The sequence below is a fragment of the Paenibacillus tianmuensis genome (genome assembly GCF_900100345.1).
Lineage (GTDB): Bacteria > Bacillota > Bacilli > Paenibacillales > NBRC-103111 > Paenibacillus_G > Paenibacillus_G tianmuensis.
Genome location: NZ_FMTT01000010.1, coordinates 1 through 17,946 on the forward strand (window position 1 = coordinate 1; position 17,946 = coordinate 17,946).

General features: G+C 59.4%; 5 protein-coding genes and 2 pseudogenes. 5 read left to right on the top strand and 2 right to left on the bottom strand.

What is annotated here, in order from left to right:
* Positions 1–238: pseudogene (locus tag BLO51_RS09050) on the bottom strand (IS4 family transposase); the annotation flags it as partial.
* An 85-nt stretch (positions 239–323) separates the two neighbouring features.
* Between BLO51_RS09050 and BLO51_RS29165 the strand changes: the two are divergent.
* Positions 324–488 carry a hypothetical protein gene (locus BLO51_RS29165; RefSeq protein ID WP_167670143.1) on the top strand — a complete coding sequence of 55 codons (165 nt, stop codon included), beginning with the start codon at positions 324–326 and terminating at the stop codon, positions 486–488.
* 64 nt (positions 489–552) lie between these two features.
* On the opposite strand, the gene loaP is transcribed toward BLO51_RS29165, so the two are convergent.
* Positions 553–1,107 carry an antiterminator LoaP gene (gene loaP / locus BLO51_RS09055; RefSeq protein WP_090670074.1) on the bottom strand — a complete coding sequence of 185 codons (555 nt, stop codon included), beginning with the start codon at positions 1,105–1,107 and terminating at the stop codon, positions 553–555.
* 394 nt (positions 1,108–1,501) lie between these two features.
* Between loaP and BLO51_RS09060 the strand changes: the two genes are divergently transcribed.
* The 4 genes and pseudogenes from BLO51_RS09060 to BLO51_RS09075 all read left to right on the top strand — a co-directional run.
* Positions 1,502–2,185 carry a 4'-phosphopantetheinyl transferase family protein gene (locus BLO51_RS09060; protein ID WP_090670077.1) on the top strand — a complete coding sequence of 228 codons (684 nt, stop codon included), beginning with the start codon at positions 1,502–1,504 and terminating at the stop codon, positions 2,183–2,185.
* A gap of 90 nt (positions 2,186–2,275) precedes the next feature.
* A complete protein-coding gene (locus tag BLO51_RS09065) occupies positions 2,276–2,956 on the top strand; it encodes an MBL fold metallo-hydrolase (RefSeq protein WP_090670080.1) in 681 nt (226 codons plus the stop codon).
* Positions 2,957–2,992: 36 nt separating this feature from the next.
* Positions 2,993–6,406, top strand: coding sequence for an ACP S-malonyltransferase (gene fabD / locus BLO51_RS09070; protein ID WP_090670083.1), 3,414 nt, complete (start codon positions 2,993–2,995; stop codon positions 6,404–6,406).
* A gap of 52 nt (positions 6,407–6,458) precedes the next feature.
* Positions 6,459–17,945 (top strand): annotated as a pseudogene (locus BLO51_RS09075) (SDR family NAD(P)-dependent oxidoreductase); the annotation flags it as partial.
* Between the last annotated feature and the right edge of the window lies 1 nt (position 17,946).

Below are 17,946 nucleotides of genomic sequence, written 5' to 3' on the forward strand. Positions count from 1 at the left end.
CTTTGGATGAGAAGGTAGAAAAGCAAACGGTTTGAAGTCCACAGATTTCGGCTTTAACGACACCGGAGCGATAACCATCCCATTGTCCCAAAGCTGCGTGCATAAAGAATACCAGTAACTGATGTGCTGTAAATTTGCGTGCTGTATCTTTGTAGTTCAACTCTTTCAGTATGCTGATCACATCTTCTTCTTTAAGAAGAATTTGAACAAGGTTTGTAAACGTGGTAGACTTTTTCATGAGGTCGCCTCTTTCGAATCGGGTTCTGTGGTGGAATCGATTTTATCGAAAGAGTGGCCTTTTTTCAATTTTTGGATACCTTATTTTGGTTAATCAACAGGCGTGGGCCAATCTGTTCGATCTCGACGTTCAAGTGAAAGACATCAACATCAACACCAGCACTCACCAAGGCGTTGGCTACACGGCCGATAGCAACTGTGAGCGGGAAGTCAATACGCAAACGTGCTTCTTCTGCACGATGATCTGCTAGTCATACTCGTCTGAGCAGCGCTTAAAACAAACATCCCAGTTCCTTACCGGAACTGGGATGTTTTTTACGTGGCCTTTTGTAGCTGCGGGATGCAAGGGGAGAGGATCTCCACGCCTACGTCGATGATCTTCTCGGCACCCATGAAGTTGAGGTGGATCTTCGCCCGCTTTTTGTGACGGTCTATTTTGGTGATGATGCCTTCCATGCCCTGCAGCGGGCCGGAGGTTACGGAGACACGTGAATTTTCTATGTAGATGCCCGAATAGCCAACGATCTCTCCGTCTCCGATCAGCTGCAAGATCAGCGACATCTCGCGTTCGTCAATTTTGGAGTAATAGGTTCCTTCATCTTTGGAGTAGAGCGTGCCTTGGCTGAGCAGCTTGTAGCACTTGGGGACTTTTTTCAAGGTGTGAAAAACTTCATCGGTCATGCGGGTCTTGATCAACACGTAGCCGGGGAACATTTTCTTCAGCACGTGCTTGACAGCGCCTGCCTTCTTCTCGGGGAGTCTGCGTTTCGGTACGACAGAGTGGAGGGAAGTTTCATCAAAGTACAGGTTCAGGAACTTTTGCACGACCTCTTCTTGACCGGATTCAACGAATAGTGCGTACCAATTCAAAATAGTCATCCCCTAACTTGTGTATTTTGTTAAAAAAACAGTATATTTTACAACATTATACCATATTTTATTTGCCCATATCATACCAAGACGTGGGGATAGAATAAATAGGTCTCTGGTAAGTAATCCTTGACGAACAAAGTTGAATGAGGGTAGTATTAAGCTGTATTAGTGTAATGGGTTATGTTGTTCAATTCGTAAGTTCATTGATCGAATATTTGGTTGAATCTTAGAAAATCCCTAAGCAAATTTAATCGATGTTTCGGCGCGTTGAAGGAACTTAGGGTATCATATTGAATCGCATTGAGAGGAAGGGGCATGGGTGAAGTGTGTCCTCCGGAGAGCTTCGTGCAGGGACTTGACGTGCGAGGGGGAGAGGCCGTACAGCGCTTGGTTGAGCGTTTGCTGTGCGCAATCGGCGGCGGAGTATCAGGCCACGATCCCGTTTCTGCATCCGAACGAGCTGGCGTTTTATGAAGGGCTGCAGTTTGAGCGGCGGATCACCAGCTATCTGGCCGGACGCTATGCGGCCAAGCGAGCGGTGGCGGCCTCTGTGCAGGAAGAACGTCTGGATCGGATCTGGATTGATCGGGGGATTCTTCACCAGCCGCTGATCGTACACCCTGCCGCTCTCAATCTGCAGGTGAGCATCTCTCATTGCGACGAGCTGGGGGCGGCGCTCGTGTTTCCGGAAGCGTTGCCGATGGGGTTGGATGTCGAGCAGATCCGTCCGGCCCGGCAAGCCGTGCTGGCGGCTCAGATGACGGAGCGGGAACGCGAGCGGATCGGTGCGCAGCCGGGGTCTGAGGCGCTCTTGATGACGCTGTACTGGTCGGCCAAGGAAGCCTTGTCCAAAGTCTTGAAAACTGGCCTTGCGGTGCCGTTCGAGTTTTTGGAGATCACAGGGCTCGAACAGCAGGGAACGGCTTGGGTGGCGGCTTACTCTCATTTTCCGCAGTTCCGAGTTGCGGGCTGGGTCGTGGGGGAGCGCGTCTTTGCGATCGCCTATCCCAAGGACTGCCGTTTGAACTTGGAGGCCGTGCAGGATCTGTTGTGCAAGGTGGAAGAAGTTATATAAAATAGCCAAAGCAAGCACAAAAAAGTAGAGGAGATCGTTCCTCTATTTTTTTGTGCTTGCTTTTTAGGATTTGTAGAGAGGGGGGGAAGGATGAAGCGGAGCTATGAGTTGCACCCGTTGAAGGTTGAGTTTTTGTTCATGAAAAATTATGCGTACATACTCGTGGACAAAGCCACCCGGCAGGCGGCTGTGGTGGACCCGGCTTGGGACTTGGAGTTGATCGACGGGATGCTTCGCTCATTGGAGGTGAAGTTGGCTTGCATCCTGCTGACACATTCGCATCACGATCATGTCAACAAGGTGGAGCCGCTGTTGGAGCTCTACCCGGCGGCGCGGGCGTACATGTCGGTCAAGGAGATCGATGCCTACGGGTTCGCATGTCGGAATCTGCATCCGTTTGAGGAGGGGGAGACGATCTGGCTGGGAGAGACGCCGATCACCTGCATGCTGACGCCAGGGCACACGGCCGGCGGGGCTTGTTTTCGGCTCGCAGACGATCTGATCACGGGGGATACGGTGTTTATTGAAGGCTGCGGCGTCTGCGATGGGGCCGGAGGTTCCCCGGAGCAGATGCATGACAGTTTTCAGAGGATTCGCAAGTCCACTCCCCCTCATGTGCGGGTGTATCCGGGTCATTCTTATGGCAAGGAGCCGGGTATGGCGTTTCGGGATGTGCTGGAGCACAACATCTATTTTCAGATTGAGCAAAAAGAGCATTTTGTCCGGTTTCGGATGCGCAAGAATCAGGGGCAATTGTTCAATTTTAAATAAATCAAGGCAGACGAGTCGCGTTCAGGAGGGGCATGGATGGGCAAGCCGGTCGTGTTTCTTTTCTCCGGGCAGGGTTCTCAGTTTTACCAGATGGGTCGAGGGCTCTATGAGGAGGTATCTGAGTTTCGCAAGTGGATGAACAAGTTGGACGAGATGGTGACGCCGCTCGTCGGGGAGTCGGTGCTGGCGCGTCTGTATGCGGAGGACAAGCGCCGAGACGAGCCGTTTGAACGGACGCTGCTGACCCACCCCGCGATCTTCATGGTGGAATATGCGCTGGCGCAGGCGCTGATGGCCCGCGGGGTCAAGCCAGATGCGGTCCTTGGCAGCAGCATGGGCGAGTTCGCGGCGGCGGCTGTGGCAGGTGTGCTCGATGTGGAGGTCGCGTTGGAGCTGGTGGTGGAGCAGGCCAAGGCGTTTGAGGCTACCTGTCTCCTCGGCGGGATGATCGGGATTCTGCAGGAGCCGAGCCTCTATGACAGGATGCCGCTCTTGCGTCAGAACACGGAGATGGCGTCGATCAATTCGGACGCGCATTTTGTGGTGGCCGGCCCGGCGGCGATGCTGCCGAGCATCGGGGAGGCGCTGCGGGAGAAAGGCATCGCCTATCAGATTCTGCCGGTCTCCTTTGCGTACCATTCCTCATGGATTGATCCGGCTGCCGCTTCCTATGTGGCGCGGCTGCGCGGGCTCTCGTATCGCCAGCCTCGGGTGCGATTTTATTCCGGGGTGACCGGGCGGCGGGAGACAGCGCTGAGGAGCGAGTATTTCTGGGAGGTGGCGCGACAGCCGATTCGCTTTGCCGAAGCGGTGCAGGCGCTGGAGCAGGGAGACGATTGCCTGTACGTGGACTTGGGTCCTTCGGGAACGCTGGCCAATCTGGCCAAGCGGAATTTTAAACAGGATTCGCTCTCGCAAAGCTATGCGGTCCTCACGCCGTATCAGCAGGATCTCAAGAACTTCAACAAGGTTTGCGAGCAACTGGAGCAACTCATTTCATCGCCCATCAGAAAGGGAGGACAACCTATGAAAGCATACGTGTTTCCTGGACAAGGTTCTCAGCACAAAGGCATGGGAGGTACGCTGTTTGACGAGTTTGCAGATCTGATGGCACAAACGGATGAGATCTTGGGCTATTCGATCAAAAGACTGTGCTTGGAGGACCCGGACAATCAGCTGGGCCAGACGCAGTACACGCAGCCGGCTCTGTATGTGGTCAGCGCACTGAGTTTTCTCAAGAAGGTGCAGGAGACGGGATGCAAGCCGGATTATGTGGCCGGGCACAGCTTAGGTGAGTACAATGCGCTGTTTGCGGCAGGGGCGTTTGATTTTGCTACCGGTCTGCGGATGGTCAAGAAGCGGGGCGAACTGATGAGCCTTGCGAGCGGTGGGGGCATGGCGGCGGTGATCGGGTTTACGGTGGAGCAGATCGACCGGGTGCTGATGGAGAACGGGCTGGACGGGATCGACATCGCCAACCACAATTCGCCGGACCAGATCGTCATCGCGGGCTTGAAGACGGACATCCTGCGCGCGCAGCCGTTTTTTGAGGAAGCGGGCGTGCGCATGTACATTCCGCTCAATGTGAGCGGGGCTTTCCATTCCCGGTATATGGCGGAGAGCAAGCGGAGTTTTGAAGCGTATCTGGAATCGTTTGAATTTTCAAAACTGGAGATTCCGGTCATCTCGAACATTTATGCGCGTCCGTACAAGCAACGGCAGGTGAAGGATAATTTGGTGCAGCAGATCGTGTCTCCGGTCAAGTGGACGGACAGCGTGCGCTATCTGATGGGCCTTGGCGAGATCGAGATCGAAGAGGTCGGGCCGGGCAATGTCCTGACCAAGCTCGTCACCACGATCCGCCGCAAAGCGGAACCGCTCGTGATCGAGCCGGAAGCGGATGACGTGGAGGAGGCGGAAGAGGCGGTGCTGGTGGCTGTGGCGGCGTCTGTGACTGTGCCTGAGGTGACGAAAGCGTCGGTCGCGGAGGTGGAGGTGGCAGTCGCTGTTGAGGTGCCTGCTGCGGCGCCTGCTCCGGCTCCGGTGGAGGTCGTGCCGGTGAGGGAAGCTGTGAGCGAGCCGGTCGTGCGTGTGTCGAGAAGGGCGAGCACGGCAGAATCGCTGGGCGATGAGGAGTTCAAGAAGGATTATAACTTGAAGTACGCCTATGTCACGGGCTCGATGTATCGCGGCGTGGCTTCTGAGCGCCTGGTCATTCAGGTCGGCAAGGCGGGCATGCTGGGTTTTTACGGGACCGGCGGCATGAAGCTGGAGCAGATCGAACAGGCGATCCGCACGATTCAGCAGGCGTTGACGCGCGGTGAGGCGTATGGCATGAACCTGCTGCATAACCAAGGCAACCCATCGATGGAGGACATGACGGTCGATCTCTTCCTGCGCACCGGCGTGCGGAACGTGGAGGCAAGCGCCTACATGGCGGTGAACTCCGCATTGGTCCGCTACCGGGCGAAAGGGTTGAAACGCTCGGCAGAAGGCGGCGTGATCGTCGAAAACCGCATCCTCGCCAAAGTCTCGCGCCCGGAAGTTGCCGAGGCGTTTCTGAGCCCGGCACCGGAGCGCATCGTCGACAAGCTGTTGCTGGAACAGCGGATCACGCGCGAGGAAGCAGATCTGCTCCGCGAAGTTCCGATGGCGGATGACATCACCGTCGAGGCCGATTCCGGCGGACATACCGATCAGGGGGTCTCTTCCGTGCTGCTTCCGTCGATCGTTCGCCTGCGCGATGAGATGATGGCCAAATACGGATACAAGAAGAAGATTCGCATCGGAGCGGCCGGCGGCATCGGAACCCCGGAAGCGGCGGTGGCGGCGCTCGTGCTCGGGGCGGATTATCTCGTGACCGGCTCGATCAACCAATGCACGGTGGAAGCGCAGACGTCCGAGTCGGTGAAGGATCTGCTGCAGGAGATGAACGTGCAGGACACGGCCTATGCGCCGGCGGGCGACATGTTTGAGATCGGCGCTCGCGTGCAGGTTTTGAAAAAAGGCGTCTTTTTCCCGGCCCGTGCGAACAAGCTGTACGATCTCTACCGCCAGTTCAACTCGCTGGAGGAGGTCGATGAGAAGACCCGCCGCATTTTGCAAGAGCGTTACTTCAAGCGCAGTTTCGACGAGGTCTACCGCGAAGTGCAAGCCTATGTGGCCCCGCAGGAGATCGAGAAGGCGGAGCGCAATCCCAAGCACAAGATGGCGCTGATCTTCAAATGGTATTTTGGCTATTCATCGCGCATGGCGCTCAGCGGGGACGCCGAGCACACGGTGGATTATCAGGTGCATTGCGGCCCGGCCTTGGGGGCGTTCAACCGCTGGGTGAAAGGCACGCCGCTGGAAAGCTGGAGAGCGCGCCATGTCAATGTGATCGGCGAAAAACTGATGCGCGAAACGGCAGACCTGCTGAACCGGCGCATCTCTGAACTGGTCGGATTGTAAGCAAAAAGAGGAGCGGATCTGGATGACTCAAACGCCAAAGCGAGAAGTTGCCATCGTCGGAATCGCCGGTCGTTTTCCGGGGGCGAAGAACACGCAGGAATTCTGGAACAACCTCAATGCAGGCCTCAACAGCATCTCTGTCATTCCGCAAGACCGCTGGAAGTGGGAGGATGTGTACGGCGACCCGCAAAAGGAAGAGAACAAGACGAACAGCAAGTGGGGCGGATTCATCGAGGAGGTCGATCGATTCGACCCGCTGTTTTTTGGCATCTCGCCCAAAGAGGCGAATTTTATCGACCCGCAGCACCGCCTGTTCCTAGAAACGGTCTGGCAGGTGATTGAAAACGCTGGCTACAGCCCGAAGAGTCTGTCGGGCCGGAAGATCGGCGTCTATGCGGGCGTTTCGAAAAACGACTATGCCGAGCTGATGGGGGAGAACATCAGCGCCTTTGTTTCCACAGGAACGGTACACTCGATCCTCGCGAACCGCGTGTCGTATTTTTTCAACTTCAGAGGGCCGAGCGAAGCCGTGGACACCGCGTGCTCCAGTTCTCTGGTCGCCCTGCACAACGCGGTGCGCGATATTCGGGAAGGGGAATGCGAGGCGGCGATCGTCGGGGGCGTCAATGCGCTGCTCAGCCCGCGGATGTACATCTCCCATGCCAAGTCCGGCATGCTGTCGGTGGACGGGCAATGCAAAACGTTTGATGCGTCGGCGAACGGCTATGTGCGCGGTGAAGGCGTGGCGGCCCTGTTCCTCAAGCCGCTGGACAAGGCGGTGGAAGACCGTGACAACATCTTGGGCGTGATCAAGGCGACGGCGATCAATCATGGTGGGCGCTCGAATTTCCTGACGGCCCCCAACGTGACCGCTCAGTCTGAGGTGGTCTACACGGTGCTGCAGCGCTCCGAAGCGGACCCGCGCAACATCTCCTACATCGAAGCGCACGGCACAGGCACGCCGCTGGGCGACCCGATCGAGATCAATGCGCTGAAGAAAGCATACGGGCAGTACTATGAGGAGCGGGGCCTGCAGCCGCGCGAGAACTCTTGCTTGCTCGGCTCGGTTAAGACGAACATCGGCCATCTGGAGAGCGCGGCCGGGATGGCTTCGATCATCAAGGTGCTGCTGGCGATGAAGCATGGCGTGCTGCCGGAGCTGCTCAATTTTACAGAGATCAATCCGTACATCTCGTTTGAGGGGTCGCCGTTTGGCCTCGTCACGGCTCCGACCGCGTGGAAGAAGCGGCGCATCGAAGGCAAGCTGCTGCCGAGACAGGCGGGGGTCAGCGGGTTTGGCATGGGCGGCGTCAATGCGCATGTGATCTTGGAAGAGCCGCCGCGCAGCAACAGACCTCGCGCCAAGAGCGCGTCGCAGAAGCGGTTGGTGCTTTTGTCTGCAAAAAAAGGGAAGTTGCGGGCATCGGCTGAGCGACTGCTCACATTTTTGCAAAGCGAAGCCGGACAGTCTGTGCATGTGGACGATCTCGCGTTCACGCTGATGTTCGGGCGCGAGGAGTTCGAGGAGCGTCTGGCGATGGTCGCTTCGTCGGTGGAGCAGGTGGTGGAGGAGCTGGAGCGGTATGTGAGCGAGCAGGCCTCGCTGTCGCTGTTCCAAGGCGTCGCGGTGACGAAGCCTGACGCGCCTGTGCAGGTCGCTACGTCGACGGACGATCTGTTCCTGCTCGCCGAGGCTTGGGTGAAGGGCGAGGGGATCGAATGGGAGCAGGCGAGCTTCCACGGTTCTCGCATCGAGGTGCCGGGGTATCCGTTTGAGCGGTTGCGCTGCTGGTTTGAGCCGAAGACGGTGAAGGCGGATGCGAATGCGGCTTCCGGCGACAAGCAGATCCTGCTCCCTGCTACGGAGCGGATGGTGCAAGACCATCTCGTTCAGCGGCAGAAAGTGCTGCCGGGCGTGGGCTATCTGGACCTGATCGTCGGAGAGCTGAAGGAAGAGTGGACAGCCGGTGTGACGTTCCAAGATGTGTACTGGCTGAAGCCGCTGGCCGTTCTCGACGAGCCGCGCACCCTCCTCTTGAACGTGAAGGAGGAAGGAAGCGACCGGGCTGTGCGCATCCGTTCGGGTGTGGACCTGCACTGCCAAGGCCGCCTGCTCAAGCAGGTGGCGCGGACGGAAGAGCGCATCGAGGTGGAGGAGATTCGCAAGCGCTGCGAGACGAAGGAATCGAAGGCCGAGCTGTATGGTCTCTTTTCCGAAAACGGTCTGGTGTACGGGCCTTCGTTCCAGGTGATCGAGACGCTGCACTACTCGGCTGACGAGGCGATTGCGGAGGTGGACGTCCGGAATCACGGGCGCATTGCAGCCGGCATTCTGGACGGGGCGCTGCAGACGGCGGTGTGCTTGAGCGTGCGAAACGGCACGGCGAGCGAATCGCAGTATGTGCCGTATTATGCGGAGAGCTTCACGGTTGCGGGAAGCTTGGAAGCGGTGCGCTATTACTATGTTAAGCAGCGTCAGGTGCAGCAGAGCGGTTCGATCCAGTTCGACCTGTATCTCTGCGACGGCGAAGGTCGCGTGCTGGCTTCGGTGAAGAATTTTACGAAGCGGGCGTTGGTGAGAAAAGAAGAAGCAAGGAACGAAGAAACGAGAAAAGAAGCGCCGAGCAAACAGGGGCTGCTCTATTACACCTCGAAGTGGCGGGAGGAAGCCTGCGGTCCGGAAGCGGAGGCGAAGGGCTTGCTCCTCCTCAACGGTTCGGAGTCGCTGGCCGATTGGATGCGCGGCGAACTGGGCGAGGAGGTGCCGTTCCGGCGCTTGACGATCGCCGAGCAGGACCCGGATCGCTATCTGGAAGCGCTGCAGGAGGTCAAGGCGAGCGGGTTTGCCGTGCGGCAGATTCTCGTGCCGGCCGTCCGTCCGGGGGTGGAAGACCTGCGGGGGCTGCTCGTGCTGGCAGGAGCTCTGATTAAGAGCCGGTTTAAAGAGCCGATCAAGATCCTCTACGCCGGCGAGAGCATGTCGTCCGAGGCGCTGCCCGCCCTGTATGCGGCCGGCGGGCTGGCTCGCACGCTGAAGTATGAGTACCCGCGCCTTCATCTGGAGGTGGCGGCGTTCACGGATCGCTTTGAAAACTGCGGCCGGGCGCTGCTGGAGGAGCTGTTTGCGAGTGCTCCGGCCCCGCTGCATGAAGTGAGATATGTAGGCGGGACAAGGCAGCTGCGCGAGATGGTGACCGTGGCGGGCGGCTTGCAGAAGCAGGCTTATGCGCTGCGCCAAGGCGGGGTGTATCTGATCGCAGGCGGCACGGGCGGCCTGGGGCAGATTTTCTCCGACTATCTGGCCAAGGAATATCAGGCGAAGGTCGTGTTGCTCGGGCGAAGAGAGCAGGATGAGAGAATCGCGGCACAGCTTGACAGGCTGGCAAGTCTGGGCGGCTCCGGCCTGTACATTCGGGCGGACCTCGGCGATGCCGGACAAGTGCGTGCGGCGGTGGAGCAAGCGCGTGCGACCTATGGCAGCATCCACGGCGTTTTGCAGGGAAGCGGGTTGATTGAAGACAGCTTCATCCTGCGCAAAACAACCGAGTCTTTTGAAAAAGTCCTGCAGCCCAAACTCGCGGGGACGCTCCATCTGGACGACGCGACGGCCGGCGACGAACTGGACTTTTTTGTCATGTTCTCGTCGATTGCAGCGCTGATGCCCAATCAAGGGCAGTGCGATTATTCTTCGGGCAACAGCTTCATGGATGCGTATGCGGCGCACCGGCAGCAGCTCGTCGCCGAGGGCAGGCGCAGCGGTCTGTCGCTGGCGATCAACTGGCCGCTCTGGGCGAACGGCGGGATGACCGTGGAGCCGGAGGAGAAGGAGCACCTCTGGAAGGTGTTCGGGATGCAGCCGCTGGAAACGCCGCAGGGCTTGGTCCTGCTCCGGGAAGCGCTGCATCTGGCAAGTCAGGAAGGTTTCGCTCACATCGTAGGGATCGAAGGTGACCAGATGAAAATCAACCAGCACTTTGGCATCCGCAAGAAGGCGGAGACTGTGCGAGAACTGGATGTGCCGACGATGATCCGTCGGGATCTCTACAGCATCCTCGCACAAGCGCTGCACCTGGCTCCGGCGGAGATCGGTGCCAGCCAGCCGCTGCAGCAGCTCGGGGTGGCGTCGCTGTCGCTGCTGCAGATCGCGAACCTGATCTCGCAGTATTTTAGCGTCGATTTCAAACCGCCGTTGCTGTTTGAGCATGGAACCTCGCAACAGATTCTGGACTATCTGCTGCAAGACAGGCAGCGCGCGGTCATCGAGGCGCACTATGCCGAGCTGGGGGCTCTGGCTCCGCTGTATCGCAGCTCGGGGCTGATCGATCTGAACAAGGTCGATGGCGAGCAGGGGCTGTACCAGCGACGTTATGACAACACGGAGTTCTATCAGGTCGATCATGTGGTGGACAACAAATACAACGTGCCAGGCGCGTGCTATGCCGAGATGGCCAGACAGGCCGGCGCACTCGCTCTTCCGGGCCAGCGGGTGAGCAAGCTGCTCAACTGCTACTGGGCGAAGCAACTGTCTTCGAGCGGAGAGCCGTTTGATGTGTTCATTCAACTGCTGCCAAAAGGGGAGCGCACCGACTACGAGATCTACAGAATGGAAGGGGCCGAGCGCGTCGTGCATGCGACCGGGGCGTTGGAATATGCTCCGTGGCAGCTGGCGCAGAGCGAGGTGGAAACGCTCGATCTCGCGGCGATTCGAGAGCGATGCACGGCGAGCTGGACGCGGGAGCAGGTCTATCAGCAGATTCATGCGGAGGGCTTGATCGTCGGGGAGAGCTTCATGCCGATGCAGGAGATGGTGCTCAACGAGCAGGAAGCGCTGGCGACGCTGGAACTGCCGGAGATGATCGCAGACACGTATGAGGAGTACCTGCTGCACCCGACGATGCTGACGGGCGTGTTCCAGACGGCGCTGATCAACAACCGCTTCCACGGCGATGACGAGCGCGATTTTATCCCGATTGCGATCGAAAGCTTGGAGATGTGGGGGATCGTGCCGCGCAGATGCCACGTCTACAGCGAAGTCAGCCCGAAGACGAAGAACAACCCGGACATCAAGAAGTTTAACCTGACCGTTTGCGACGAGGAGGGGCGCGTGGTGGCGCGGCTCGTCAATTTCTCGATTAAGGCGACGAATTATGAAAAATCGGCCTTGGTGCAGGCGGCGGCCCCGGTGTCGACGGCCCAAACGCAGGCGGTTCGCGACCGTGGAGTGGCTGTGCTGAGATCTCGCGCACAGGAATTCGTGCGGGGTCTGCTGTCTGAGGCGATCGGGCTGGAGCCGTCGATGATCCGGCCGGAGGAAGCGTTCGAAGCGTATGGCATCAACTCGGTGATGATCTTGGAGCTGAACAAGCTGTTCGAGGATGCGTTCGGGTCCGGGCTGTCCAAGACTCTGTTCTTTGAGTACCGCAACTTGGAAGATCTGACGGGTTATTTCCTGGAGGAGTATGAAGAGACGCTGCGTTCGCTGCTGCAATTGCGGGAAACGCTTGAAGTGGATGAGGTGGTAGAGGCGGCGGTTGAATCGACAGTAGCGGCTGTGGCGAGTGCTCAAGAGACCGCGCGTTCCGCAGATGTGGTCGAGACGGTCGCGATGACACCGCACGCTCCGGCTGTGCAGGATATCGCGATCATCGGCCTTGCCGGGCGCTATCCGCAGGCCGGATCGCTGGCGGAATTCTGGGCGAACATCCAAGCGGGCAAGGACTGCATCGAAGAGATCCGACCGGATCGATTTGATTATGTGCGCTACTATGATCCGGACAAGCAAAACGACAAGCTGTACAGCAAATGGGGTAGTTTCCTCGATGATGTGGACAAGTTCGACCCGATGTTCTTCAACATCCCGCCGCGTGAAGCCGAGCTGATGGACCCACAGGAGCGTATGTTCCTTGAGGTGGTCTGGCATGCGCTCGAAGATGCCGGCTATACGAGACAGAGCCTCAGGGATCAGTCGGTCGGCGTGTTCGTCGGGGCGCTGTGGCAGCCGTATCAAGAGCTTGGTGTGCTCGCACAGGCGCAGGGCCATGTGCTCAGCCCAAGCACGCTGCTCTACAGCATCGCCAACCGCGTTTCGTATTTCTGCAACTTCAACGGGCCGAGCCTGACGGTGGATACCGCGTGCTCTTCGTCCCTGACCGCGCTGCATCTCGCCTGCCAGAGCCTTCTGAACGGAGAGAGCAGCGTCGCCATCGCCGGCGGCGTCAACCTGTCGATCGGCGCGGGGAAATATCTGTTCCTGAGCCAGTACAAGTTCCTGGCGACGGATGGCAGATGCAGAAGTTTTGGCGCGGATGGCGACGGGTATGTGCCGGGCGAAGGCATCGGCGCCGTGCTGCTCAAGCCGCTCGACCAAGCGGTGAAGGACGGCGACCACATCTACGGCGTCATCAAGGCGACCGCTGTCAATCACGGAGGCAAGACCAACGGGTATACGGTGCCGAACCCGACGGCGCAGTCGGACATGATTCTGAAAGCGCTGGAGCGGGCGAAGATCAACCCGCGCGCGATCAGCTACATCGAGGCGCACGGCACCGGCACGGCGCTGGGCGACCCGATCGAGATCACCGGGCTCTCCCGCGCGTTTGGCAAGTACACGCGAGACAAGCAGTTCTGCGCGATCGGCTCTGTCAAATCGAACATCGGGCATCTGGAAGCGAGCGCCGGCATCGCCGGCCTGACCAAAGTGCTGCTTCAGCTCAAGCACCGCAGAATCGCTCCGTCCTTGCACTCTCAACAGCTCAACGCAAACATCGACTTCCGGAACAGCCCGTTTGTCGTGCCGCAAGAGCTGATGGAATGGAAGCGCCCTCTGGTGGAGATCGACGGTCAGACAAGGGAGTTCCCGCGCCTTGCGGGCCTCTCGTCGTTTGGGGCCGGCGGTGCGAACGCGCATGTGATCATCGAGGAATACCAAGCGGTAGAGCAACAGCGTGACCATTTCGGAACGGCTCCGCACGTCATCGTGCTCTCGGCCAAGAACGCAGACCGTCTGCAAGAACAGGCACAGCGCTTGCTGCAGGCTGTCGAGAGCGGTGCATACAGCGACGCGGACATGCCGGCGATCGCCTACACCTTGCAGCTGGGCCGCGAGACGATGGAGGAGCGTCTGGCCGTGCTGGCCTCGTCGCTCAAGGAACTGAGTGCCAAACTGCAAGATTTCCTGTCCGGCAAACGAGGCATCGACGGCCTGTTCCACGGACATGTCAAGCACTACAAGGACACACTGGCCCTCTTCGCGCAGGACGAGGACATGCAGGCGGTGATCGAGGCATGGCAGGCAAAAGGCAAGTTCGGCAAGCTGCTCGACCTGTGGGCTAAAGGGCTGTCGATCGATTGGAGCCGGCAATATGCAACAGGCAAGCCAGGTCGCATCTCGCTGCCGGGCTATCCGTTTGCCAAGGAGCGCTACTGGCTTCCGATCGACGGAGCTGTGCAGAGCGGGACGGGCGTAGGACGCGCCGCGATGCTGCATCCGCTGGTGCACGAGAACACGTCCGACCTGACCGAAGTGCGGTTCCGTTCGACGCTGACGGGCCGCGAATTCTTCCTCCGCGATCACGTCGTCTATAGCAACCCGGTACTGCCGAGCGTCGCAGAGCTGGAGCTGGCGCGAGCGGCTGCTCTGCTGGCGACGGGTCTTGAAGCGAACGATCCGACATCCATGCGTTTGAAAGATGTCGTCTGGCCGCAACCGATCGTCGCAGCAGGCGAATCTATACGTCTGCATGTCGGACTCCATGCGCTGGAGGACGGCGAGATCGCCTATGAGATCAGCGGTGACATCCCACAAGGGGAGGAAGCTCCGACGCTGTATAGCTATGGCGAAGTCGAGATCTGCGCGTTCGATCCGGCACCGCCGCTCGATCTGCACGCCTTGCAGGTGCAGTCGGGACTCGGCGTTCTGACGGCTGAGCAATGCTACGATGCCTTCCGCGCGATGGGGACGGCCTATGGGCCGAGCCTGCAAGGGATCGAGACGCTCTATCTGGGAGAGAGCCACGTGCTGGCCAAGCTCGCCCTGCCGTCAGCAGCTCTTGCCACGGAAGCGGACTATGTGCTGCACCCGACCTTGCTGGAAGCTGCGGTTCAGGCCGTGAACGCTTTTACGCTGAAACAGACCGACCGCAAGCCGACCCGACCGGTCTCCCTGCAGTCGCTGGACATCCTCCGTCCGTGCCCGTCTGCGATGTGGGCGCTGATTCGAAGCGGCGAGGTCGGCTATGACCTCGACCTCTGCGACGAAACGGGAGAGGTCTGCGTGCAGATGCGCGGACTGGTGCTGGAGCCGGTCGAAGGCGAGTGGCAAGGAAACAGCACGGCGGCAGAGCGCAAGATGTATTTTCTGAAAAAAGTGTGGGAGCCATGTTCGGCAGCTCCAAGCCGTAGCGTCAACCGGGCGGTGGCGATCCTGACCACGCCGGAGACGCGCAGTTTGGCCACCGAGCTGGCGAAGAGACTGCCGCAAAGCCGCCTGTTCGATGTGGCGCAAGAGCCGCAAGAGCTGGATTGGCAGGCGTATGACGGCCTGATCGATCTGGTCGGCTGCGGTCAGGAGCGCAAGGAGTCGGCGGAATGGATGAGCTGGCTTCAGCTGCTGATCGAACACGGCCGCCGCGATGGGATGATGCTTTTGGGTGTCACCAAGGGGCTGGAAGGGTATCAGAATGCGACGGTCAACCTCGCAGGTGCCTCCCGTGCGGCGCTCTATCGCATGCTGCAGAGCGAATATGGCCATGTGCAATCCCGCCATCTCGATCTGGAGCCGGTCTCTGATGAGACGAGGCTGGCCGAGCAGATCGCCGCTGAGTTCCTTGTCGAAGATGAGGAGACGGAAGCGTGCTGGCGAAACGGGCTGCGTTATCGCGCGCGGCTCAAGGAATGGGAAAAAGGCGAGCAGCAAGCGCGAACGCCGTTCCCGGAAGATCAAGTGCTCTGGATCGCCGGGGGCACGCGGGGCCTTGGGTATCTGTGCGCGCAGCATTTTGTCAAACACTATGGCGTCAAGCGCCTGGTGCTGACCGGACGGGAAACCTTGCCGCCGCGCGAGACGTGGGCGGCGCACCTTCGGGAGCAGACGCCTGTTTCCCGGAAGATTCAGGGCATCCAAGCTCTGGAGCGAGAAGGGGCGCAGGTGATGGTTCTGTCTGTGCCGCTGTCCGATGTTCAGGCGGTCGAAGAGAGCGTGCAGGCGGTTCGCCGCAGCCTCGGCCCGATCGGCGGGGTGCTGCATGCGGCGGGCCTGCTCGATGAAGAGAACTCGGCCTTCATTCGCAAGACGGTCGAAGGCATCGAGCAGGTGCTGGAGCCGAAAGTGGCGGGACTTGACGCGTTGTACCGCAGTCTCCGCGCAGAGCCGCTGCAGTTCTTCGTCGCGTTCTCGTCTGTGTCGGCCACGATCCCGTCGCTCGCGGCGGGGTTGAGCGACTATGCGGTGGCCAATGCCTACATGGATTATCTGGCGGAAGCGAAGCGTCCGGAATGTCCGATCGTCAGCGTGCAATGGCCGAGTTGGAAAGAGGCGGGCATGGGCGAAGTCAAGAGCAGAGCCTACGAGCAGACAGGCCTTCTGACGATGACCAACGCCGAGGGGCTGGAGTTCCTCGATTATGTGCTGGCGAGAAAAATCGGCCCGGTCGCCATGTCCGCCGTGGTCAACCCATCGCTCTGGAATCCGCAAACGCTGATGCAGCACAAAAAGCAGACGGCGGCGCTCCCGACATCCCCTGTGGTTCCGGCACAGCGTCCGGCGGCCCCTGCGCAGAAAGCAAGCGTGGTGGCAGGCGGCCAAGGGCAGACAGCGGAGGCTTGGGTTCGGTCGATTTTTGCAAAAGAGTTGAAAATGGACCCGGCCAAGATCGAGGTCGATGCACAGATTGCAGACTACGGGGTCGATTCCATTTTGCAAGCGCAATTGCTGCGTCAGATCGCGCAGGCGTTGCAAGTGAAGCTCGACCCGTCTCTCCTGCTGGAGTTCCCGACGATCGAATCGCTGGCGAAGCATTTGGAGGCTCTGCATGGGCCAGCCCTCGCCAACGCGACGGGGGCCACGCAGGTTCAGCAAGAAGAGCCGACGGCACCTTCTTATCGTGCGCCGAGTCGTCCTGCCAAGCCGCGTGTCGCGAAGCAAGGACAAGCAGCCGTGCGCAAAGCGGCTCCGGCCTCTGGGGCCGCTGATCTGGCCGTCGTCGGCCTGTCTTGCCGACTGCCGGGGGCGGCTTCTCTGGAGCAGTATTGGCAGTTGCTGTCCGAGGGCCGTTCCGCCATTCGCGAGGTGCCGCAGGGGCGCTGGGGGTATTCGAGCGGCTTCTATGCCGGATTGCTCGACGACATCACGCAGTATGACCCGTCGTTCTTCCATCTCTCGGAGGAAGACGCCAAAGCGATGGACCCGCAAGCCCTTCTGGTGCTGGAAGAGAGCCTCAAGCTCTTGTGCCACGCCGGCTACACCCAGCAGGAGGTCAAAGGCCGCTCGGTCGGCGTCTACCTCGGGGCGCGCAGCAAGCACTCGCCGAGCACGGCGGATCTGGGCCAGACGCGCAACCCGATTTTGGCTGTCGGACAGAACTATCTGGCGGCGAACATCTCGCAGTATTTTGACTTGCGCGGCCCGTGTGTCGTAGTGGACACCGCTTGCTCCTCCGCTCTGGTGGGGATGAACATGGCAGCGCAGGCGCTTCAGAGCGGGGAGATCGAGTCGGCGATCGTCGGCGGGGTCTCTCTGCTGACCACCGATGAGACGCACCGCATCTTTGAACAGCGCAACATCCTGAACCGAGAAGGGGCGTTCCACCTCTTTGACCGACGAGCGGACGGCATCGTGGTCGGGGAAGGGTGTGGTATGGTCTTGCTGAAGACGGTGGAGCAGGCTTTGCGCGATGGCGATGCGATCTACGCCGTCATCAAAGCGGTCGCTGTCAACAACAACGGACGGACCGCCGGACCTGCCACCCCGAGCCTTGAGGCACAGAAACAAGTGCTGCAGGCGGCGCTCCGAAAAGGCGGGGTATCGCCTGAAGCGGTTCGCTATATCGAAACAAACGGTTCGGGCACGCAAGTGACCGACCTCTTGGAACTGAAGACGATCCAATCGGTGTATCGCGCTTCCTCGAACCTCCCGCTGGGATTGGGGTCGATGAAACCGAACATCGGGCATCCTTTGTGCGCGGAAGGGATCGCCGGATTTATCAAAGTCGTCTTGATGCTACAGCGCCGGCAGATGGTGCCGTTCCTGTCGGGCGAAGAGGCGATGACGCATTATGATCTGCAGGTGTCGCCGTTTGAGATGGCCTGTCAACTCATGCCTTGGACGGACACGGCTCGCATCGCGGCGATCAACTGCTTTGCCGACGGCGGCACCAACGCGCACGTGATCCTCGAAGGCTGGGAAGAGTCTGAGGAGCGTTCGATCCTTCGCAAGCCGATTCCGCTTCCTGTCTTGCAGCGCCGCGATGTGAGCGGGCGCGGACAGGGCGAACGGGCAGAGAGCGCGATGAATATCTGGAAGCAAATTGGAGTTGAGGTGTAAC

Excerpts from the sequence above, each read along its gene's own strand:
- BLO51_RS09065 (WP_090670080.1), top strand. The coding sequence starts at position 2,276 with ATGAAGCGGAGCTATGAGTTGCACCCGTTGAAGGTTGAGTTTTTGTTC.
- fabD (WP_090670083.1), top strand. The coding sequence starts at position 2,993 with ATGGGCAAGCCGGTCGTGTTTCTTTTCTCCGGGCAGGGTTCTCAGTTT.